Annotated in this window: 16 protein-coding genes and 1 tRNA gene; 9 read left to right on the top strand and 8 right to left on the bottom strand. The window is 70.9% G+C overall.

Features of this window, described 5'->3' with window-relative positions:
• Positions 1-95: 95 nt before the first annotated feature.
• Positions 96-1,511, top strand: coding sequence for a TrkH family potassium uptake protein (locus tag ACTH43_RS08160; RefSeq protein WP_441444425.1), 1,416 nt, complete (start codon positions 96-98; stop codon positions 1,509-1,511).
• Between the two features lie 86 nt (positions 1,512-1,597).
• Complete coding sequence (locus ACTH43_RS08155) at positions 1,598-2,263, top strand: potassium channel family protein (protein WP_441444424.1); 666 nt, start codon at positions 1,598-1,600, stop codon at positions 2,261-2,263.
• Positions 2,264-2,313: 50 nt separating this feature from the next.
• Here the strand turns inward: ACTH43_RS08155 and proC are convergent, their stop codons facing one another.
• The 4 genes from proC to ACTH43_RS08135 form a co-directional block, all read right to left on the bottom strand.
• Positions 2,314-3,168 (bottom strand): pyrroline-5-carboxylate reductase, encoded by an 855-nt coding sequence (proC, locus tag ACTH43_RS08150; RefSeq protein ID WP_441444423.1) that lies wholly within the window; start codon positions 3,166-3,168, stop codon positions 2,314-2,316.
• A gap of 100 nt (positions 3,169-3,268) precedes the next feature.
• Positions 3,269-3,604 carry a hypothetical protein gene (locus ACTH43_RS08145; protein WP_441444422.1) on the bottom strand — a complete coding sequence of 112 codons (336 nt, stop codon included), beginning with the start codon at positions 3,602-3,604 and terminating at the stop codon, positions 3,269-3,271.
• A complete protein-coding gene (locus ACTH43_RS08140; protein WP_441444421.1) occupies positions 3,601-8,262 on the bottom strand; it encodes a hypothetical protein in 4,662 nt (1,553 codons plus the stop codon). Before ACTH43_RS08140 ends, ACTH43_RS08145 begins: the two co-directional genes overlap by 4 nt.
• A gap of 159 nt (positions 8,263-8,421) precedes the next feature.
• Positions 8,422-9,321, bottom strand: coding sequence for a DeoR/GlpR family DNA-binding transcription regulator (locus tag ACTH43_RS08135; protein ID WP_441444420.1), 900 nt, complete (start codon positions 9,319-9,321; stop codon positions 8,422-8,424).
• Between the two features lie 163 nt (positions 9,322-9,484).
• Between ACTH43_RS08135 and ACTH43_RS08130 the strand changes: the two genes are divergently transcribed.
• Positions 9,485-9,682, top strand: coding sequence for an antitoxin (locus ACTH43_RS08130; protein WP_441444419.1), 198 nt, complete (start codon positions 9,485-9,487; stop codon positions 9,680-9,682).
• A 111-nt stretch (positions 9,683-9,793) separates the two neighbouring features.
• Here the strand turns inward: ACTH43_RS08130 and ACTH43_RS08125 are convergent, their stop codons facing one another.
• Both ACTH43_RS08125 and ACTH43_RS08120 read right to left on the bottom strand, forming a co-directional pair.
• Positions 9,794-10,504 (bottom strand): copper resistance CopC family protein, encoded by a 711-nt coding sequence (locus ACTH43_RS08125; RefSeq protein WP_441444418.1) that lies wholly within the window; start codon positions 10,502-10,504, stop codon positions 9,794-9,796.
• A 72-nt stretch (positions 10,505-10,576) separates the two neighbouring features.
• Positions 10,577-12,010, bottom strand: a complete 1,434-nt coding sequence (locus ACTH43_RS08120; protein WP_441444417.1) for a nitrilase-related carbon-nitrogen hydrolase — start codon at positions 12,008-12,010, stop codon at positions 10,577-10,579.
• 73 nt (positions 12,011-12,083) lie between these two features.
• On the opposite strand from ACTH43_RS08120, the gene ACTH43_RS08115 reads away from it, so the two are divergent.
• A tRNA-Arg gene (locus tag ACTH43_RS08115) sits at positions 12,084-12,156 on the top strand.
• 107 nt (positions 12,157-12,263) lie between these two features.
• Here the strand turns inward: ACTH43_RS08115 and ACTH43_RS08110 are convergent.
• The gene (locus ACTH43_RS08110) at positions 12,264-13,049 is read right to left on the bottom strand and encodes a Crp/Fnr family transcriptional regulator (protein ID WP_441444416.1); all 786 of its coding nucleotides are present in this window, start codon (positions 13,047-13,049) and stop codon (positions 12,264-12,266) included.
• Positions 13,050-13,201: 152 nt separating this feature from the next.
• On the opposite strand from ACTH43_RS08110, the gene ACTH43_RS08105 reads away from it, so the two are divergent.
• The 5 genes from ACTH43_RS08105 (at position 13,202) to ACTH43_RS08085 (ending at position 19,155) form a co-directional block, all read left to right on the top strand.
• A complete protein-coding gene (locus ACTH43_RS08105) occupies positions 13,202-13,441 on the top strand; it encodes a heavy-metal-associated domain-containing protein (RefSeq protein ID WP_441444415.1) in 240 nt (79 codons plus the stop codon).
• A 90-nt stretch (positions 13,442-13,531) separates the two neighbouring features.
• Positions 13,532-15,532: a heavy metal translocating P-type ATPase gene (locus ACTH43_RS08100; RefSeq protein ID WP_441444414.1), complete on the top strand. Its 2,001-nt coding sequence runs from the start codon at positions 13,532-13,534 to the stop codon at positions 15,530-15,532.
• Between the two features lie 39 nt (positions 15,533-15,571).
• Positions 15,572-15,997, top strand: coding sequence for a cupin domain-containing protein (locus ACTH43_RS08095; protein WP_441444413.1), 426 nt, complete (start codon positions 15,572-15,574; stop codon positions 15,995-15,997).
• 89 nt (positions 15,998-16,086) lie between these two features.
• Complete coding sequence (locus ACTH43_RS08090) at positions 16,087-16,992, top strand: NADP-dependent oxidoreductase (protein ID WP_441444412.1); 906 nt, start codon at positions 16,087-16,089, stop codon at positions 16,990-16,992.
• Positions 16,993-17,034: 42 nt separating this feature from the next.
• Positions 17,035-19,155 (top strand): prolyl oligopeptidase family serine peptidase, encoded by a 2,121-nt coding sequence (locus tag ACTH43_RS08085; protein WP_441444411.1) that lies wholly within the window; start codon positions 17,035-17,037, stop codon positions 19,153-19,155.
• Between the two features lie 34 nt (positions 19,156-19,189).
• On the opposite strand, the gene ACTH43_RS08080 is transcribed toward ACTH43_RS08085, so the two are convergent.
• The gene (locus ACTH43_RS08080; RefSeq protein WP_441444410.1) at positions 19,190-20,671 is read right to left on the bottom strand and encodes a SulP family inorganic anion transporter; all 1,482 of its coding nucleotides are present in this window, start codon (positions 20,669-20,671) and stop codon (positions 19,190-19,192) included.
• Positions 20,672-20,690: the final 19 nt, after the last annotated feature.

Genomic DNA, 20,690 nt, shown 5'->3' with positions numbered 1-20,690 from the left:
CGCACGGGCATCAGCGCATGGGAGCGCGCCGGGGCAACGGTCGTAGACTGCCGCGGACCGCGACCGCCGGTCACGGTCGTGGAGCGAGGAGCAGCATGAGCACACCCGGAAGACGCGCACGCCTGCAGCGCACCCGGCCGCTCGGTGCCCAGAGGCGTCCACCCGAGTGGCGCATCGCGATGCATTCCCTCACCCGCGCCACCCCGGCACGGATCGCGCTGGCCGTGTTCACGGGCTTGATCGGGGCGTTCACCGCACTCCTGTCGCTGCCTGCAGCGACCCTGGAGGGGGTGCGCACCAGCTTCACCGACGCGCTGTTCACCGCGGTCTCCGCGATCTGCGTGACCGGGCTGTACACGGTCGAGACCGGCACCCACTGGTCCACCTTCGGCCTCACCGTGATCATGATCGCGATCAAGCTCGGCGGCCTGGGGCTGATGACCGTCGCCTCGCTGCTGAGCCTGTCGGTGATGCACCGCCTGGGCCTCGCCCAGCGCGTGATCACCGCCCAGGAGACCCGGGCCGAGCGGCTCGCCGAGGTCGGCGGGGTGCTGAAGGTCATCCTCATCACCTCGACCACCTTCGAGGTCGCGACCTTCGTGGCACTGACCCCCTACATGTTCATCACCGAGCACGGGATCCGGGAGTCACTGTTCCTGGGCCTGTTCTACGCGATCAGCGCCTTCAACAACGCCGGTTTCGTGCCCGAGGCAGCGGGGACCGCGCAGTACGTCGGCGACCCCTTCTTCACCATTCCCATCGGCCTGGCGGTGCTGGTGGGCTCGCTGGGCTTCCCCGTGATCCTGGTGGTGGTGCGGAAGCTGCGCACGCCCCGGAAATGGAGCGTGCACGCGAAGCTCACGCTGACCACCACCGCACTGCTGCTGCTCCTCTCCTTCCTCGGCTATCTGGGCCTCGAATGGTCCAATCCCGCGACCCTCGGTGACCGCCCGCTGGGCACGAAGCTGCTCGGTGCGGCGTTCGCGGCGGTGATGCCGCGCTCCGGCGGGTTCTCCACGATCGACGTGGGCCAGCTGACCGCCGAATCCCGCCTGCTGACCGACCTGCTGATGTTCATCGGCGGCGGCTCCGGCTCCACCGCCGGCGGCATCCGCGTCACCACCTTCGCACTGCTGATGCTCGCGATCTGGGCGGAGGTCCGAGGCAACCCGGATGTGGAGGTCTTCCACCGCCGGATCCCCCGGGATACGATCCGCCAGGCCATCGGGGTGCTGGTCATGAGCGCCTCCGTGGTGTTCCTGGCAACCTTCCTGCTGCTGCGGATGACCCCGTACACGCTGGACCAGACTCTGTTCGAGGCACTGTCCGCCTTCGGCACCGTGGGGCTGTCCACCGGGATCACCACCTCCCTGCCCGAGGAGGCGAAATGGGTGCTGATCCTGTGCATGTACGTCGGGCGTCTGGGGCCGATGACCCTCGGGGCCGCGCTCGCGGTCCGCTCCCGGGTGCGGATGATCCAGCTCCCCTACGAGCGCCCGATCGTCGGCTGACCCCCGGCCTGGCCTGGCGGCCGAGGCTCTAGACTGTGCCCGCTCAGCTCGCGGGATCCCCGCGGGCCCGTCCCTGAGGAGCAGACATGCCACGCAGCACGCGCGACGAGGGAGTCCTGGTCATCGGGCTCGGACGCTTCGGCGCCTCGATCGCCCTGACACTCGAGAAGCTGGGCACCGAGGTGCTCGCGATCGACACCGACGAGGGGCTGGTCCAGAAGTACTCCGGGCAGCTCACGCACGTGGTGCGGGCCGACGCCACCCAGCCCGAGGTGCTCGAGCAGGTGGGTGCCGGTGACTTCTCGATCGCCGTGGTGGGGGTGGGCACCACCATCGAGGCCAGCGTGCTGATCGCCGCGAACCTGGTGGACCTCGGCAAGCCCGTGATCTGGGCGAAGGCGATCTCCGCCGCGCATGGCAGGATCCTCCAGCGCATCGGCGCGCACCATGTGGTCTATCCGGAGGCCGACGCCGGCAAGCGGGTCGCGCACCTGGTCAACGGCCGGCTGATGGACTTCATCGAGTTCGACGATGACTTCGCGATCGTGAAGATGCGTCCCCCGCACGAGGTGCAGGGCATGACGCTCGCCGAATCAGATATCCGCAAGCGTCACGGCGTGACCGTGGTGGGGGTGAAGTCACCGGGCAAGGACTTCACCTATGCGGTGCCCGAGACCATGGTCGCCGCGCATGACCTCCTGATCGTCTCTGGGCGCACCGGGCTGATCGAGAAGTTCTCCCACCGCGCCTGAGGGCGGCTGGGCTGGGCGACCGGATCAGGCCTGGGCACTGGCCGACCGGATCAGTCCTGGGTCATCTCCCGGGACTTCTCGGCAGCGGCGGCCATCGCGGCGGCGACCCCGGCCCGCATCCCGGCGCGCTCGAGCGCGGCGAGACCCTCGACGGTGGTGCCGCCCGGGCTGGAGACGCCGTTCTTCGCGACTGCGGGATGGATGCCGTGCTCGGTGAGCATGGTCGCCGCGCCTCGCACCGTCTGCTGGATCAGCGTCGCGGCCAGGTCGCGCTTCAGACCCAACCGCACGGCCTCGTCGGTCATCGCCTCGATGATCGCGAAGACGAAGGCGGAGAGCGATCCGGCGGCGCCGATGAAGGCGTGGACCTGGTCCTCGGTGATGTCCACGGCGACTCCTGCGCGGGAGAACAGCGCATGGACCAGCCGATGCTGCTCGTCGGTCACGGCGCTGCCGCGCATCAGGCCCACCGCGCCCTCCCCGACCGAGATCGGGGTGTTGGGCATCGCCCGCACCACGGCGCTGCCCTCGGGAAGGGCCCCCTCGAGCTGGGCGAGGGTGATCCCGGCGGCCAGGGAGATCACGACCGCTCCGGCGGGGAGCTGCTCCCGCAGCTCGCCGGCCAGGTCGAGGATCTGGTACGGCTTGACTCCGAGCACCACGACATCGGCTTGCGCGAGCGCGTCCTCACGGGAATCGGCGGCGGTGGCGCCGAGCTCTTCGGCGGCGCGGCGGCTGCTGTCCGCGCTGGTGTTGGCGATCCGCAGCTGGTCGGGCCGCACCCCGGCGTCGAGCATCGTCCGGGCTACCGGCCCACCCATGTTGCCGGCGCCGATCACGGCGACCTGAACAGCGGCGAGGTCGACGCCGTCGGCGGTGGGGACGGTGGAGTCGGTGTCGTTCATATCCCCAGCGTAGTGCGGGCCGGGCTCAGGGACAGCCCGTGCGCTGAGCGGGATGGCTCGTTCATGAGCGGATGGCTCGTTCATGAGCGGGAGGGCCCGTTCAGCGGCCGCGGCCCCAGTGCGGGGGCACGTCCCCGGCGATGCGAGCATCGTTGGACTCGTCGACCCCGGGTTCCGGAGCGTCCTCGTCGACGCGATCGGGGAGGATCGGTCGGCGCTCCTGGGGGGCGCGGCCCGCCGGCGACGGAGAGGCGGGCTCGTCCCACGGGATCGGCTTGCCGGTCACCGAGGAGATGACCACCCGGCGCGCGGGGCGTGCCGCGCGCTCGTCGGCCGGTCGTCCGCTGCTCGCCGCGCGGTCAGCAGCTCCGCCGTCAGCTGCTGCGCGGTCAGCAGCTCCACGCCCTGCCGGCCCGTCTGCTGCGTCGGTGCTCACTGGCGCTCCTGGTAGCGGCGGATGGCGCTGGAGACGGAGACGTCCAGCAGCACCGAACGCTGCTCGAAGCCGAGGAAGCTGCGCACTTCGGTGGCCAGGTGCTCCTCGAGGCGAGCCCTGCCGTCGGAGCAGATGTATTCCACCACCGCATCGAAATCGTCGCTCGAGTAGAAGGACAGCTGATGGCCGGCAGGGATCTGCGGTCGAGGGAGACGATGGCGGATGGTGCCCACGCCCGAGGGTGAGTCGGAGCGCTCCTCGGCCTGGACCAGGCGCAGTGCCCGGTCCACGGCGCGTCGGATTCGCTCGGCTTCGCCGTCGGGGTCGATGAACAGCGCCCAGGACCAGACCCGTTCGGTCGCCCAGCCGGCGGCCTCGAGCCGTTCGGCGCGCAGCCGGTCGCGTTCGCGCTGGCTGGGGGTATCGACGTAATGGGAGCCGTCGGTGTCCACGGCCAGCAGCAGGCGGCCCGGCATCTCCGGATGGCCCAGTGCGAGCTCGATCCGGTCGGCGGAGAGTCCGAAGTCACGTTCGACCAGCAGGCCGAGCCGGAACAGCCGATCTGCGAGGTCCTGCACCAGAGCGTCGGTCTCGAGCTCCCGGGGGGCACGGGGCTCAGGAGTGGGCTCAGCAGGCTCGGCGGGCTCTGCAGGCTCGGCGCCGGATCCGGCAGCTGTCTCTGAAGCTGCCTGCTCGGTGCCCGTCTGGTCGTCCGCCGTGGGCTCAGCACCCACGAACTCGCGCTCGCTCTCGTTCTCGTTCACGGAGGCGTCGAGCGGCGCGGCGCTCTGCGGCGACTGGGCGGACTTGCGGCTCAGCGCCGCTTCGATCGCGGCGTCCATGTCCTCGTCCGACAGCTCCGCCGGCGCAGACTTCTCGTCGGCGGGCGGGGCAGCGGCCGGGGTCCGCTGCTGGATCGGCACCGCCGGGGAGAGCCGTGGCTCCTGCGGGGCAGGCGGGACGATCTCCTCTTCGCTGCCGGTGAGGGAGGCGACATGCGGGACGACGGGGACGTCCGGCCCGCCCTGCAGCACCCACAGCATGGCCCGCAGGTCGCGGGCGCCGTCGGAGCGCAGGCGGGCATGCTCGAGATCCTGGACCCCGATCGAGGAGACCACGGTGGTCCGGCCCCGGGCGCGCGTGATCACCGTGGCCAGTGCCTTGCGGCCACCGGCCTCGGAGAGCGGCCCGAAGCGGTGCAGCAGCCTGCTGTGCGGGGTCTTCCCGAAGCCGACGGAGACGATGATGTCGTCACGCACCACCGCGGTGGCCTGATCGGCAGGCAGGACGGTGAAGACCTCTTTGGCCGCAGGATCGAAATAGTCGCGCAGCGCAGGGATCACGGAGACGGTGTTCATGATCCGCTCCATCAGCCGACGGGCATGGTCCTCGGTGAAGGTGAGCACCGCGAGCGAACGCTCGGGGCGGCTGCGAGCGTGCTCGATCACCAGATCGGTGACCCGTCGCAGCTCGGCCTCGGTGCTCTCGACGTACTCCATGCCCTCGGTGACCGGGCCGCGCCCGTTCTCGACCATCACGAGCCGGTCCTGCTCGGGAGCGACCGGGCTGGGCACCGCGACCACCTCACCGACCAGCGCTCGGCGCTGCGCGAAGCCGCGCAGCCCATCGGTGGCGGGGTGGGGATCGCGCAGGATCTCGACGTGCGGGGCGATGCGCAGCATGTCATCGAGCAAGCTGGGTGCGGAGTCCCCGCCGTACTCGAGGGGATCGCCGACCACCACGGTCTGCTCGGCCCGGACGATCGAGGGCAGAGCGGCGGCGGTGGGCAGCCGGCCGCCGTCGGACACGATCACCACGTCGAAGTGGCGGCCGCGTGGGATCACCTGCGGGACCAGGTACGGCGAGGCGAGCCAGGCCGGACGGGCGGCGAAGAGGATGTCCTCGTATTTCGCGGCCAGGTCCCGGATGGAGACGGTCGAGGAGCGGGCGAGCTCCGCGATCGCGGAGCGGGAGGTGTCCGGGTAGGACTTCATGGTCTCCACGCGATTCTCGTCGGCCGCGGCGTGCACCCGGGCGGCGGCGTCGGCGAGGTATCCCGCATCCAGGCGGCGGAAGCGCTCGGCGACCTGGGACAGCGAGGTCCCGTCGTACTGCGAGATGGTGGGCTCCGCTCCGGCGATCAGCTCGAGCACGCTGCGCCACCAGCTCAGTTCGAGCTCCGCGCCGACCTGCTCGGCGGGCACCCGGCGCAGGCGGAGGTCCTCGACCAGCTCGCCGAGTCCGTCGAAGCTGAGGCGGCGCAGCAGCTCGGTGCGGCGCGGGAGGGTCTCGAGGTCCGAGCGGTCGGCGGCGAGGGCATCGATCCGCTGCTCGAGCTCGTCGAGGTCGGTGCGGGTGAGATCGGCGCCGGCGGGGGTCCCGTGCAGCAGCACGGACAGCTCGTCCAGGGCCTTCTCGGACCGGGCTGCAGCGCGGCGGACCGCCTCGAGATCGTCCGGCAGCGCAGGACGGGACGGCTCTGCTCTGTTCCCGGAGTTCCCGGAGTTGCCGGAGTTCCCGGAGTCTCTGGCATCGTCCGGCGCCGGCTCGATCGCGGCTCGGCGCCAGCTCTCCGCGATCTTCCTCGCCTCTCCCAGATCCTGGTGGAGATCCGGGGAGAGCGCGGCGGGGCGCTGCAGGGTGGTGGCCTCCCGACGCAGGCGCCGACGCAGGCCGAAGCCCATCGTGACCCCGTGGTCCTCGCGCCAGCGCTTGTCCGCGGTGGCCGCGACGAGGTCCGCGAGCGGCGCGGAGAACACCGCTGGTTGGAAGGTGCCCAGCAGGATGCGCACCCGATCCAGCAGAGCGAGACGCTCGTCCAGCTGGGCGAGGGTGGTCGGCTCGGTGAGTCCGAGCTCGCCGCCGGCGCGGGCGCAGGTCCGACGCAGCTGAGGCAGGATCTCCTCACGCAGCTGGTCCACGAGCTCCTCGGCGCGCGCGGCCTGGGTGTCACTGCTGATGGGGGCTCCGTACCAGCTGGTCAGCTCCGGTCCGGTGGTGAGCACTCCGACCTCGGCGGCCTCCCGCAGCACTGCGGCGTAGCGGTCGCGCTGTTCGCCGATCATCTGCGCGGCGACATCCGCGCGCAGTCGCACCTGGGTGCGGGGAGCCGGGTTCAGCCTGGTCAGAGCGGCGAGCGCGGAGATGGCGTCGTGCGCGGAGGCGTCCCAGGGCTGCTGCACCCGGTGCATCGCCTCGACGTGGCCCACCAGGATGTCTCGGCTGGCGCCGAGCTCCTCCGGGATCCCGTCGTCGGGACCCAGCCCGTGGGATCCGGCACGTCGCAGGCTCCGCAGCAGCGACGCAGAGGCGTTGCGCTGCAGGGAGGGATCCGGGGAGAGGTCGAAGACGAGCTCCTCGAGCCCTCGCCGCTGCGCGATCTCGATCAGCTGTGCCAGATTTCGGCGACGCTGGGAGACGATCAGCACGGAACGTCCGCGGGCGTTGAGCTCCTCGGCGAGGTCGACCACCAGGTCGAGGCTGGTGGTGCCGGGCGGGGTGACGACAGCGAGGTCCTGCCCCGCGAGGACCCGGGCGAGCACATCGCGGTGACCGGGGTCGACGGCGGCGACCAGCTCTGCTTCCGGCACCTCGGGAACGGCGGCGGCAGAGTCCTCCGCGCGCACCACGGCCTGCGCCTCCGGGTCGCCGGCGAGGGCCGCGACCAGCGGGGAGGAGGCCCAGTCGGGACGGTCGGCGGCGAGATCATCGGCGACCGAGCCGGTCGCGTCCATCAGGTTTCCGACCACCAGGGCGTGCACCACGCGGAAGCCGGGCAGCGGCTGACCCAGGGAACGGAAGGCGTCGAGCACCGGGGTGGGGTCGAAGCCGTGGGTGCTGTCGGTGGTGGCCAGCAGGGCCCGGGCGTCGACGGCGACGCCGGCCTCGCGCAGCGAGCGCAGCAGCACGGGGTTCAGGTCGGCGGTGGTGTCGACCTCGAGGTCGACGTCCTCGCGGGCATTGCCGCGCAGCCGCAGGGTGATCGGTCGCACCAGCACCGGGGCATGGATGGGCGCGGAGCCGTCCTCCGGGTACCAGATCGCCTCGCCGATGCCGAGATGGCAGGTGGTCAGACCCACCTCCTCCGCGTGCCGCTCGGCGATCTCCCGGATGGAGCGGGCGTGGGCGCGGGCATCGGCCAGCGCCCCCACCTCGCGCACCAGGGAGGACAGCCGGGTGGGGCCGCGGCCGGCGAGCAGCTGGGCAAGGCCCGAGGGGTGCGAATGGGTCAGGTCCAGCACCACCCCGCCAGCGCGGATCTGGGTGAGGAAGGAAGGGGCGGCGACCCCGCCGGTGAGCTGCTGGGTCCAGCGATCCAGGGCGTCCGCGACCCGATCCTCGCGGCTGAGCGGACGGTGCTCCCGCGGGGTGACGGGAAGATCGTCCTCGTCCTGCTCGGGAGCGATGCCGGCGCCGACCTCGTCGAGGTGGCGGTCGACCACCACTTCGTAGCCGCCGGTCTCTCCCGGTGCCGCGTCGCTGTCCTCGGGGGCAGCGGCAGTCCCCGGACCGGTGCTGCTCGAGCTGTCCGAGCTGTCGGGGTGTGCGCGCGAGGCGCCTCGGCGCTCACGGGCCATGGCCGAGAGGGCATCGTCACGAGGGGTCGTGTCCTCGTCCGATCGCTCTGACCGCTTCTTCCCGCGCAGGAAACTCCACATGGTCGCTCACGCTACCGGGGTCGGGGCGCACGCCGGTGCAGGCGTGCCGCAGAACCGCTGCCCGGCCTGCTCACATCGCACGAGACCCGGAGCCTTTACTGCACCCACGCTCCGCACCCACACCCGCCGGCACGGCTCGCCCCTCTCGCCTCGCCCCGCTCACACCTCGTGCAGGCGCACCGAAGCCTCCGCGAGATGGTCGCGCAGCGCCTCCGGGACAGGCCCGGCGATGACCAGGTCGGTGAGCACCGAGACCGGGCAGATGCCGGCCAGTGCGCGGTGCCCGATCTTGTCGGCCGTGGCCAGGCCCACCACCCGGCGGGCATGACCGATCATGATCCGGGTGACCCCCGCCTCGGCATCGGAGTTGCAGGTCAGGCCCGCATTGAGATCGATGCCCACGGTGCCGACGAACATGGTGTCGAGCCACAGATCGCGCATGGTGGCGGTGGCGAGCGGGCCGGTCAGCTCGAAGGAGTACGGCTCGGCGACGCCGCCGAGCACCACCGTGCGCACGGAGGGCCGCAGGACTGCCTCGGTGGCGATGTTCAGCGCCGCACAGACGACAGTCAGGCCCGGCTTCCCGTCCCGCGAGTCGATGTCCGGCCGCGACACCGCACGGCGCGCGGTCGAGGTGGTGGTGCGCCCGCCGTTGAAGCCGATGATCTGTCCGGGCTCGACCATCGCCGCCGCCCTGTCGGCGACGCGCTCGCGCTGGGCAGCGCCCTCGTCGGCGCTGCGGGGGACGGTCGCCAGCGAGTAGGCGACGTCGACCGCGACGATCCCGCCGTGAGTGCGCCGGGCCAGCTGTGCGCGCTCCATCTCCATGAAGTCGCGGCGCACGGTCGACTCACTCACCCCGAGCTCCACGGCCACTGCGGCGACGCTCAGCCGCTTGGTCGATGCCAGCAGGGTGAGGACATGGTCCCAGCGGGCGCTGCGGTCCGCGGGCGGGGTGCGAGCCTCGTCCCCACGCTGCGCACCCTTCTCACCGGCCCTCTTCTGTTCGGCCCGCTTGTCGTCGGCCCTCTTGTCGTGTTCAGAATTGCGCAGAGTCACGCAGCCAGTATTGCGCGTTCGTCGCCGACTGGCCGGGAATCCGTGCATAACATGCCAGTTCCGCGCAGGATTCGGAGGTCACGTTTGAGCCAGGAGTCCTTCCCGTCGTAGGTTGACCGCGTCGCCCTGCACGGGGCGGTTCCGCGAACGAAAGGACATCCTCATGGGTTTCGATGACGCGCTGAACAAGGCCAAGAATCTTGCTTCCGAGAACCCGGAGCAGGCTGAGCAGCTCCTGGACGCCGCTGGCGACCAGATCAAGGAGCGCACCCCCGACAACGTCGATGGACAGGTCGACTCCGGTCTGGATGCAGCCCGCGACAAGTTCGGACTCGGCGGGGACGAGAACAAGGGCAACTGAGCCCGGTCTTCCCGACCACGTGAGGAGGGGCCCCGACGCCATCGGCGTCGGGGGCCCGCGACGGCGCGCGTCTGCGCGCTGTGCGGGGGGGCGCGGGGGTAAGTCGCAGCCCTACGTCGCCGCCGCCACGAGCCGCGGGCCGGCCCCGCGGCGCCCGATGAAGTAGACGGCGACGGAAGCACCCACGGCGATCACCGCGAGTATCCCGATCAGGGCTCCCATGGGGAGGCCCCCCTGATCATCCGAGGACTGCGCCGAGGCGCCCTGCTCCTGCGGGGCGTCGTCCGTGACCGGAGCGTCCGAGCTCTCCGCTCCCCCGGCATCGCTCGCCGCGGCGCCGGGCTCCTCCGCAGCACCGCCGCCGTCGCTCGGGGCAGCGGGCTCGGCCGGTCCCTGCTCGATCGTGAGGGTCTGGGTGCCCTCGATGGGGTGGCCGTCGCTGGAGACCACGCGCCACTGGATGGTGTGGGTGCCTGCGGGCAGCGGCTCCTCGAGCGTCGCGGTGGCGATCGGACCGTCGACGGTCGGGACGATCTCGGCGAGCTCGGTGCCGGACTCGTCGGAGATCCGCACCAGCGGGCTCACCTCGAGGACATCTGCGGAGAACGTGAAGGTGAGCGCCTCGGGCGAGGCCTCCAGAGTCGCGCCGTCCTCCGGATCCGAGCTGAGCAGGGTGTCATGCGCCTGCGCCGGGGCGGGCATCGCCAGCAGCACGGCGAACAGCATCGCGCTGCAGAGCGCGAGCAGCGTGACCAGACGGGCAGGGGCACGACGGGCAGGAGCGGGGCGAACAGAGCCGAAGCTGTCGATCGAAGACATCATTCCTGCAGGCTACGCCAGCAGGGCACGGTGCCGCCGTGGCGCCGGTCACCTCGGGTCACGCCAGCCGCAGGGTCAGTCGCGAGGAAGGTCCACGTGATGCTCGAGCACCGGGAGCGCGGCCCGGGCAGCATCGATCTCCTCGAGATCGAGATCCACCAGCAGCAGCCCCGGCTCGCGGCCGAGCTCCTGGCGGATGGCGCCCAGCGGGCCGACGGCGGCGCTGCGGCCGATGCCGCGAGCCGCCTTCCCGGTGTACTCCGCGGGAGGGGCCTGGTCCGCGGCGAGCACCACGGTGGTGGAGTCCAGAGCGCGGGCCCGCAGCAGCAGCTGCAGCTGCTCCCGCTTGCCCGGCCCCTCGGCCCAGGCCAGCGGCAGCAGGATCGCCTGCGCACCCCGGCGGGCCAGCGCCGTGAACTGCTCCGGGAAGCGCACGTCATAGCAGGTGGCGATCCCGAAGCGGGTGCCGTGCAGATCGAAGGTGACCAGCTCGCTGCCCGGGGCGACGGTCCGGGACTCGTCGGCGCCGAAGGCATCAAAGAGGTGGATCTTGCGGTACTCGAGGTGGGGATCCCAGTTCGGGCCACGCACGATCACGGTGTTGTGGACGCGGCCGTCCTCGGTGGGGGTGAAGGAGCCGGCGACGACCACGAGCGAATGCGCTTCGGCGAGCTCCTGGACCAGCTGGGCGAAGGAGTCATGGTGCGCGAGAGCGGCCGCTCGCAGATCGGTGCCGAAGGGGGTGAGCGTCGCCTCGGGCAGCAGCACCAGGTGCGCCCCCTGTTCGGCGGCCTCGATGACCGCGCCACGCACGGTCTCGAAGGTGGCCTCGAGGTCTTCGGAGATCTCGATCTGGGCCAGGGCGATGCGGGGACCGGCCGCGCGGCGCACCTGGGCCAGGGCATCCGGGGTGTCGATGTCCGCGCCTTCAGCGCCGAGCGCACGCAGCGTTCCCAGCTCCTCCGGACCGAGCTGCGCGTAGAGCCGGCGCAGGCTGAGATCGGCCCAGCCACCGTCTTCATGCTCGACCGCACCCAGTGCTGCTCGCAGCCGGCCCAGCGGCCAGGCCGCGCCGAGGAACTGGAGGTGGCCGTCGTCGGCCTCGAGGGCCACCACCTGCCCGGTCTCAGCGCTGCGGGTGGCGAGGCTGCGCAGTGTCTCGGGACGAAGCATCGGCATGTCTCCGCCGAGCACCAGCACGGTGGCGCTGTCCGGGCCTTCGGAGAACTCGGTGACGCCACGGGCGAGAGCGGCCAGCGGCCCGGAGCGCGGCGGATCCTCGAGCACGAAGCGAGCGCCATGGCGGGTGGCGAGGTCACTGCCGTCCTCGCCGCTGGGACCGACGACGATGCGCCGTCCGTGGGGGGCGGCGCGCAGCACCCGCTCCAGGGCGGTCGCGCCGGCGATCGGCAGACGGGTCTTGTCCGCGCCACCCAGGCGCGAGGACGCACCACCGGCCAGGATCACGGCGGCGACGGTGGCGGAGGTCTCGGGCAGCTCGCTGGACATGCTCAGATCCTGCCATGGAGCGCTACCATGTTCGAGGCTCAGGTCCCGGTTCGTTCCGGGCATGGGCCGGATCGCCCCCGTAGCTCAGGGGATAGAGCACCGCTCTCCTAAAGCGGGTGTCGCGCGTTCGAATCGCGCCGGGGGCACGAACCATGGGGCCGGGTCGAACCAGCGGGCCGGGTTGAGCGAGTGGACCGACTTGAATCAGAGGGCCGACTTGAAGTAATGAGCCGAGCTGTGCAGCGCCGCCAGCTCACTCCTGCGCATCCCGTAGCACTTCGAGCCGTCCGCGATCCTTCACCGCGGTCCAGCGCCGCCCGGAGTCGATCAGGCCCTCCCTCTTCCACCGGCTCATCACGCGGGAGACGGATTCCGGGGTGGAGCGGGCCAGGCCCGCGAGATCCGCGCGGGACAGCGGCACCTCGAGCATGATCCCCTCGCTCCCACGGTCCTCACCGAGCTTGTCCGCCAGGCGGAGCAGGGTGCTCGCGACCCGCTGCTCGACGGTCGCGGAGCCTTGCGAGCCGATGTCGGTCTCAGCACGCGAGAGGCGGGCGGCGACGTCGTCGAGGACCCGCAGCGCGATGCGCGGCTGCTCAGCGAGGACAGAGCGGAAGTCGTCCTGGTCGATGCGCAGCACGCAGGTGCCCACCAGCGCCGAGGCGGTCTGGTGGTGGATCGGCTCGCCGAGAGTGCTCATGGTCCCGAACAGCTCCCCGGGGACCAGCAGATCGGTGACCGTCTCGGTCCCACCCGCAGTGACCTGGGAGAGCTTCACGCGGCCTTCGGCGACCACGTAGAGGGACTCCGCCGGTTCGCCGGCGCGGTAGATCGGGGCGTCCGGGGCGAAGGTCAGGGTGCGCATCCGGGCATCGATGCGGTCCAGCTCCTCCTCGCTGAGCCCGAGGAAGTAGGGCGCGCGGGCCAGGACGTACAGCCGCACCGGCCGTGGGCACTGGTGAGGCAGGGTGATCTCCGTGAGCGGGATCGTGCGCCGACCCTGGGCGGCGGGCCCGGCGGGCGGCTCCGTGACGGTCATGGATCGACTCTAGCCCTCCCCCATCCGGCCTGGTCAGAAGTGATGTGCAGTTGATTGATCCCCGTCATGTCGCTGCCACAAGAACACTTCTAGGTTGAGAGCACATCGAGGGACATCCCCTCGAGGACCACGCTCCAGAAGGAAGGCTCATCATGACTGCCACGCCCGTCACCAGCACCCACTCCATCTTCCGCGCCGAGGGCTTCAGCTGCCCCTCCTGCGTCGCCAAGATCGAGAAGCAGGTGGGCCGCCTCAAGGGCGTGCAGAACGTCAGCGTGAAGTTCGCCTCCGGCCGCGTCGAAGTCGACCACGACGCCTCCGTGACCACCACCGACGAGATCGTCACCGCGATCGGCAAGGCCGGCTACACGTCCGTCCTCTCGGCCTTCTGACCCCCTGGCGGCCGGGCCCCGCGGCCCGGCCGCCTTCCCCGGACCCTGCTCCGCATCCTGCGCCGCACCCGACTTGAAAGGCACCACACCATGTCTGCTCTGACCCGTTGGCTGCGCGGTCCCTGGGGAACCCCGATCATCTCGGGTCTCCTCATCGTCGTCGCCGCGATCCTCTCCCTGTCCATCGGGGTGAACCCCTTCGGCTCCGGCCACCAACACGGCCTCGGCGTCGAGCTGAACGGGCCCACCGCCCTGGTCACCTCCGATCTCTTCATGGTCGCCGCGGCCCTGGTCGCCGGCATCCCGATCATCCTCAAGGCCCTGCGCGCGCTGACGGTCAAGGTCATCGCCATCGATCTGCTGGTCTCCATCGCCGCGGTCGGTGCGCTGATCATCGGGCAGTACTGGGAAGCGGCTGCAGTCACGTTCCTGTTCGCCATCGGCCACGCCCTCGAGGCCGGCACCATGAACCGCACCCGCTCGGCGCTCGCGGAGCTTGTGGCTGTCGCCCCCGATGTCGCCGTGGTGATGCGGGAGGGCGAACAGGTGGAGATCTCCGCCGCCCTGGTCCAGCCCGAGGAGACGGTGCTGGTCAAGAACGGCGCGAAGGTCCCTGTGGACGGCATCGTCATCGGCGGTACCGGGGCTCTGGACGAGGCGTCGATCACCGGCGAGTCCATCCCCGTCGAGAAGGGCGAGGGCGACCAGGTGTTCGCCGGCACCATCTCCGGCGGTGGCTTCCTGCAGGTGCGCGCCACCGGCATCGGGGCCGACACCACCCTGGCCCGCATCATCCATCGCGTCGAGGAAGCGCAGGACGCCAAGGCCCGCACCCAGACCTTCATGGAGAAGTTCTCCACCTGGTACACCCCCGGCATCATTCTGCTGGCCCTGATCACGGGGCTCATCACCGGGAACGTCGTGCTCGCCCTGACCCTGCTGGTGATCGGCTGCCCCGGGGCGCTGGTCATCTCCATCCCCGTCTCGATCGTGGCTGGCATCGGCCGCGGTGCCAAGGACGGCATCCTCATCAAGGGTGGCGAGTACCTGGAGACCAGCGCGAAGATCACCGCCGTCGCCCTGGACAAGACCGGCACCCTCACCGAGGGCAAGCCCTACCTCACCGACGTGACCGTCCTGGACCCTGCCCTGGATCGTGCCGACGTGCTCGGCTGGGCGGCACGTGCCGAGGCCGGTTCCGAGCACCCGCTGGCACGTCCCCTGATCGACGCCGCGGCGGCCGAGGGCCTGCCCACCCATGGCCTGCCCGAGCACACCGAGCCGGTTCCCGGCAAGGGCATCGTCGCCACCCTCGAGGGTCGACGCGTCGCCGTCGGCAACCTGCCGCTGCTGGCGGCCGAGGACATCTCCGAGGATCGCGGCGCGACCGCGGAGGTCGACCGGCTCGCCGGACTCGGCCGCACCCCGATGGTCGTCACCCTCGACGGCCGCGTGATCGGCGTGGTCGCGGTCGCCGACCGGATCCGCACCGACGCGAGGGAGATGATCGCCCGGCTCCACGCGACCGGGGTCAAGAAGGTCATCATGCTCACCGGTGACAACCGGCGGGTCGCCGAGGCGGTCGCCGCCGAGGTCGGGGTCGACGAGGTCCGCGCCCAGCTGCTGCCCGAGGACAAGCTCACCGTCGTCCAGCAGCTCCAGAGCGAGGGCTGCACCGTGGCGATGGTCGGCGATGGCGTCAACGACGCCCCGGCCCTGGCCACTGCCGATATTGGCGTGGCGATGGGCGCCGCCGGCACCGGCGTCGCCATCGAGACCGCTGACATCGCCCTGATGAAGGACGATCTGCTCAAGCTCCCGCAGGCGATCGGTCTGGCCCGCAGCACGGTCTCCGTGATGCGACAGAACATCGCGATCGCGCTGATCACGGTGATCGCGCTCCTGGTGGGCGTGTTCGCCGGTGGGGTCACGATGGCGATCGGCATGCTGGTCCACGAGGGCTCGGTGCTGCTGGTGATCCTCAACGCGATGCGACTGCTGCGCCGCCGCAAGGATCAGCACGGCGCCCGCCCGGGCTCCCCGTCCGAGACCCGCATTCCGCAGAGCGTCGGGGCGAGCCAGAGCATCTGACCCCGAACAGAACCATGTCCACTCGAGAGGAAGCGCATCATGTCTGAACAGCATTTCGCCCTCGAAGGCGACGTCGAGCACTTCACCATCGCGGACATCGCGACAGCGAATCCGGACTTCCGCAAGGTTCTGTGGACGGGGAAGCACTCCCAGATCGTCCTCGTGACCGTGCCGGTGGGCGGAGAGATCGGGGACGAGGTCCACGAGACCACGGACCAGATCCTGACCTTGGTCTCCGGGACCGGTGAAGCCGACCTCAACGGCCACACCCACGCAGTCCACGCCGGTGATCTGTGCGCGGTGCCCGCCGGCGCCCAGCACAACGTCCGCAACACCGGGGAGGAGCCCCTCGTGCTGTACACGATCTACAGCCCGCCCGAGCATGCGGTGGACGGCGCCTTCGCCACCAAGGAGGAGGCGGACGCCGCCGAGGCCGCAGGCGAGGACCAGTCTCCCCGGGCCTGATCCCCCGCAGCACCCCTGATGGCGGCCCCACGGGCACACGCCCGGAGCGGCCGCTCCCCGCACAGCAGCAACGACACAGGAGAACGCAGATGTCCAAGGTTTTCGTCTTCACCACCTACGGAGGCCCGGAGGGTCAGCAGCTCACCGAGCGTGAGGCCCCAGCCCCCCGTGCCGGGGAGATCGCGATCGAGGTGCGCGCCGCCGGCGTGAACCCCGCGGACTGGAAGCGGCGCGAAGGCGTCTTCGGCACCCGTGGCCGTCTGCCGGTGGCGATGGGCCTCGAGGCCGCCGGCATCGTCACCGCTGTCGGCGAGGGAACCCGGGACTTCGCCGTCGGCGACGAGGTCCTCGGCGCCCCGGCGCGCGGGCTCGGCGCCTTCGCCGAGCACACTGTCCTGGACGCCTCGGCGACGGTCGTCAAGCCTGAGGAGATCTCCTTCACCGATGCCGCCGCGATCCCGGTCGCCGGCACCACCGCCTACGACCTCACCCACCAGGTCGAGATCGAGGCCGGCCAGACGCTGCTGGTGCTCGGCGCGGGCGGCGGCGTGGGCCGCATGGCCCTGCAGATCGCGAAGGTCCACGAGCTGAAGGCCATCGGTGTCGCCTCGGAGTCCAAGCGGGAGCTGGTCGAGGCCACCGGCGCGACCTTCGTCCCCTCCGGTGAGGGGGTCGCCGCGCGGGTGCGGGCGCTTGCCCCGGGCGGCGTGGATGTGCTGGCTGATCTCGTGGGCGGGGACGCGCTGCGGGAGCTGGCGCCGCTGGCGAAGGATCCTTCGGTGATCGTCTCCGCTGCCGATGGCACCACCGCCGTCGAGCTCGGCGGCGGCGGTCGGGAGCGCTCCGAGGGGGTGCTGGGCAAGATCACCGGAGTCGTCCAGTACGGTCTCGTGGACCCGCACGTGGTGGAGACCTTCCCCCTGAGCCAGGCTGCTGAGGCACTCGCCTTGGTGGAGTCCGGTCACGCTCACGGGAAGATCGTGATCGTCCCCTGACCTGCCCTCGGTGGCGCCCGCGGCTCCGGTAGCGTGACGCAGATGACCTCTCCCACCGCTGACCCTGCCGCTCCCTCGACCCCGTCTGCTGATCCCGCTGATCCCGCTGGATTCACTGATCCCGCTGGATTCGCTGATCCCGCTGGATTCGCTGACTTTGCTGACATCGACGGCTTCCTGCGGATCCCGCGCCTGGCCTCCGTGGCCGCGAGCGACGACGGGCGAGTCGTCACGGCGATCCAGGAGGCCGACGAGCCCGGCGCGAAGCTCGTCTCCTCGCTCTGGGAGCTCGACCCGGCCGGGGAGCAGCCCGCCCGTCGGCTGACCTTCTCCGCCAAGGGCGAGAGCTCGCCCCGGTTCGCCCCCGACGGGTCGCTGCTGTTCAGCTCCTCCCGGCCGGATCCTGAAGGCGGTGCCGAGGAGGAGGTCACCGCGATCTGGCGCCTGCCGCGCACCGGCGAAGCACAGGTGGTGGCCTCCGCCGCCGCAGGCCTGTCCCTGCTCTCGGTCGCCGCGGACGGGACCATGCTCGCCGCCACCAGCGTGCTGCCGGGCAGCAACCTCGAGGAGGATGCCGAGCGCCGCAAGGCCCGCAATGACGCGAAGCAGACCACCATCTGGCACACCGGGATGCCGATCCGGCTGTGGGACCACGAGATCGGCGACCAGAGCCGCCGCCTGGTGCTGGTGTCCCCGGAGGGTGACCTCACCGATCTCACCCCGGACGTCGGCACCGTGACCCTCTACGCCGCCTCCGCGGACCTCTCCCCCGACGGCTCCACCGTCGCGACCTCCTGGACCCAGCGGGTGCGCAGCGGCGAGACCCGCAGCTCGCTCGTGCTGATCGACACCGCAACCCTGCGCCGCAGCGTGCTGCTGGAGGCCGACGAGTCTGCCCAGTACGGCTCCCCGTTGTTCTCCCGCGACGGCCAGAAGCTCGCCGTGATCCGCTCGACCGCCTCCTCGCCCACCGACACCAGCTACAGCCGCCTGGAGATCCACCCCCTCGGCGGCGGCGAGATCAGCGGCGGCGAGCCGGTCACCGCGCTGCTCGGCGATCTGAGCATCACCGACCTCGAATGGGCCGCTGACGGCAGCCTGCTGGTGACCGGTGACCTGCACTCCTCCGGCGCGGTGCTGCGGATCGACGCCGCCACCGGCGAGTCCCGCACGGTGGCAGGCGACGGCGTCTTCTCGTCACTCGCCGCGACGGCCGGCGGCACCCTGTTCGCACTCCGCAATGACGTGGCGACCCCGTCCCGGCCGGTCCGGATCGACGCCGGTTCCCACGCTGGCGCCGGTGCCGTCACCGAGCTGCCTGCACCGGGTGCGGTCAGCGCACTGCCCGGTACGCTGGAATGGGTGGAGACCGACGTCGACGGGCTCACCGTGGGCGGCTGGCTGTGCGTCCCCGCGGGGGCGTCGGCCGAGGCCCCGGCGCCCGTCATGCTGTGGATCCACGGCGGGCCGCACGGCTCCTACAACGCCTGGAGCTGGCGCTGGTGCCCGTGGCTCGCGGTGCAGCGCGGCTATGCGGTGCTGATGCCGGATCCGGCGATGTCCACCGGCTACGGGAAGGCGGGGCTGAACCGCGGCTGGCCGCGCCGTCCGGACGTGGTCTTCCACGAGTGCGAGACCCTCTTCGATGCGGTGCTCGAGCGGGCGGACCTCGACGGTTCCCGCACCGCGATGCTCGGGGCGTCGTTCGGCGGCTTCATGGCGAACTGGATCGCCGGGCACACCACTCGCTTCGACGCGATCGTCACCCATGCGGGGCTGTGGGCGCTGGATCAGCAGCACCGCACCACCGACGCCGCGGCCTCCAAGATGCGCGTGCACCGTCATGAGGATGAGGATCCGGACTGGTATCGGGCGTTCTCCCCGCATCACGAGGTCGACGCGATCACCACCCCGATGCTGATCACCCACGGCAACCGCGACTACCGGGTGCCGATCAGCGAGGCGCTGCGGCTGTGGTGGGACCTGGTCTCCACCTGGGACGGCGAGCCGCAGGGCATGCCGCACCGCTTCCTGCAGCTGACCAGCGAGAACCACTGGGTGCTCACCCCATCCAATGCGCTCGCTTGGAACCAGGCCGTGCTCGCGTTCTGCGACCAGCACGTCCTCGGCGCCGAGCCGATCCCGGAGGTCCTGCCCTGGTGAGTGCGGAGCTGACAGCTGCTGCTGCTGGGCAGGGTCAGTTCAGCGTGCCGGTGAGCCGGCCGTGGAACTGGGTGGAGTGCTCGTCCAGCCCGGTGAAACGCACTTCGATGCCGTGGTCGGAGTACTTGGTCTGCACCGAATCGAGGACGGCGACGGTCGAGGCATCCCAGATCTGGGCGGCGGAGAAGTCGATGGTGACCTGCGGCGGGTCCTCGGCGTAGGTGAACTGCTCGACGAGGTCGTTGCTGCTGCCGAAGAAGAGCGGGCCGCGCACCGTGTAGGTCGCCGCCCCGTCGGTGACCAGACGGCGAACGCTCGTCACGTGCGCGATACGGCGGGCGAACAGCACCATCGCCAGCAGCGCCCCGGCCGCAACGCCGATCGCGAGGTTGTTGGTGGCGACCACGACCACGACCGTCGTGACCATCACCAGGGTCTCCGACCACGGCATCCGCTTCAGGGTCGCGGGTCGCACGCTGTGGAAGTTCACGGTGGAGACGGCGACGACCATCATCACCGCGGCGAGCGCGGCCATCGGGATCGCCTCCATGAGATCCGAGAGCACGGTGACCAGGATCAGCAGCATTGCTCCGGCGAAGAAGGTGGACAGCCTCGTGCGGGCCCGGCCGAGCTTCACGTTGACCACGGTCTGCCCGATCATGGCGCAGCCGGCGATGCCTCCCCAGCAGCCGGCGAGGATGTTCGCGACGCCGAGCGCCCAGGATTCACGGCTCTTGTGCGAGCGGGTGTCGGTGATGTCGTCCACGAGCTTGGCGGTCAGCAGCGTCTCCATCAGTCCCACGAAGGCGACGCTGAGGGCGGTGGGCAGGATCAGGCGCAGCGTGTCGAGGTCCAGCGGGACCTCGAGCGGGGTGATTCCGGGCAGTCCGCCGGAGACTTCGCCCTGGTCGCCGACTGTGGGTACGGAGAGATGCGCGAACACCGCGATCGCGGTGACCAGCACAATCGCGACCAGCGGTGCGGGCACGGCCTTGGTGAAGCGCGGCAGCAGCAGCACCACCAGCAGGGTCAGCGCGAACAACGGGTAGACCATGGCCGGCACGTCGAGCACGTGCTGCAGCTGAGCGGCAAAGATCAGGATCCCGAGCGCGTTGACGAAGCCGATCATCACCGAGCGCGGGATGAACCGCATGATCCTGGCGAGCCCCAGCACACCGAAGAGGATCTGGATGATGCCGGCGAGGATCACCGTGGGCAGCAGGTATTCGACGCCATGGGTGTGGACCAGCGGCGCGACCACGAGCGCGACGGCACCCGCGGCGGCGGTGATCATGGCGGGCCGGCCACCGAGGATCGACATCGAGATCGCGAGCACGACCGAGGCGATGAGGCTGACCTTCGGGTCCACGCCGGCGATCACCGAGAACGAGATGACCTCGGGGATCAGGGCGAGCGTGGTGACCGCCCCGGCGAGCGCCTCGGTGGTGAGGAGCCGCGGGTTCCGCAGTGCCTGCAGGGTGGTGGGGCTCGGAGCCGAAGTGGGAGTCGCTGTCACGCCCGTGATGGTATCGGCG

Source organism: Brachybacterium sp., from assembly GCF_052095815.1.
GTDB lineage: Bacteria > Actinomycetota > Actinomycetes > Actinomycetales > Dermabacteraceae > Brachybacterium.
This window is presented reverse-complemented; position numbering and strand designations above follow the sequence as displayed.

Coding starts and splice junctions, on each gene's coding strand:
- ACTH43_RS08130 (WP_441444419.1), top strand. CDS start 9,485: ATGGGTTTCGATGACGCGCTGAACAAGGCCAAGAATCTTGCTTCCGAG.
- ACTH43_RS08160 (WP_441444425.1), top strand. CDS start 96: ATGAGCACACCCGGAAGACGCGCACGCCTGCAGCGCACCCGGCCGCTC.
- ACTH43_RS08140 (WP_441444421.1), bottom strand. CDS start 8,262: ATGTGGAGTTTCCTGCGCGGGAAGAAGCGGTCAGAGCGATCGGACGAG.
- proC (WP_441444423.1), bottom strand. CDS start 3,168: ATGAACGACACCGACTCCACCGTCCCCACCGCCGACGGCGTCGACCTC.
- ACTH43_RS08105 (WP_441444415.1), top strand. CDS start 13,202: ATGACTGCCACGCCCGTCACCAGCACCCACTCCATCTTCCGCGCCGAG.
- ACTH43_RS08085 (WP_441444411.1), top strand. CDS start 17,035: ATGACCTCTCCCACCGCTGACCCTGCCGCTCCCTCGACCCCGTCTGCT.
- ACTH43_RS08095 (WP_441444413.1), top strand. CDS start 15,572: ATGTCTGAACAGCATTTCGCCCTCGAAGGCGACGTCGAGCACTTCACC.
- ACTH43_RS08125 (WP_441444418.1), bottom strand. CDS start 10,504: ATGATGTCTTCGATCGACAGCTTCGGCTCTGTTCGCCCCGCTCCTGCC.
- ACTH43_RS08090 (WP_441444412.1), top strand. CDS start 16,087: ATGTCCAAGGTTTTCGTCTTCACCACCTACGGAGGCCCGGAGGGTCAG.
- ACTH43_RS08110 (WP_441444416.1), bottom strand. CDS start 13,049: ATGACCGTCACGGAGCCGCCCGCCGGGCCCGCCGCCCAGGGTCGGCGC.
- ACTH43_RS08100 (WP_441444414.1), top strand. CDS start 13,532: ATGTCTGCTCTGACCCGTTGGCTGCGCGGTCCCTGGGGAACCCCGATC.
- ACTH43_RS08120 (WP_441444417.1), bottom strand. CDS start 12,010: ATGTCCAGCGAGCTGCCCGAGACCTCCGCCACCGTCGCCGCCGTGATC.
- ACTH43_RS08155 (WP_441444424.1), top strand. CDS start 1,598: ATGCCACGCAGCACGCGCGACGAGGGAGTCCTGGTCATCGGGCTCGGA.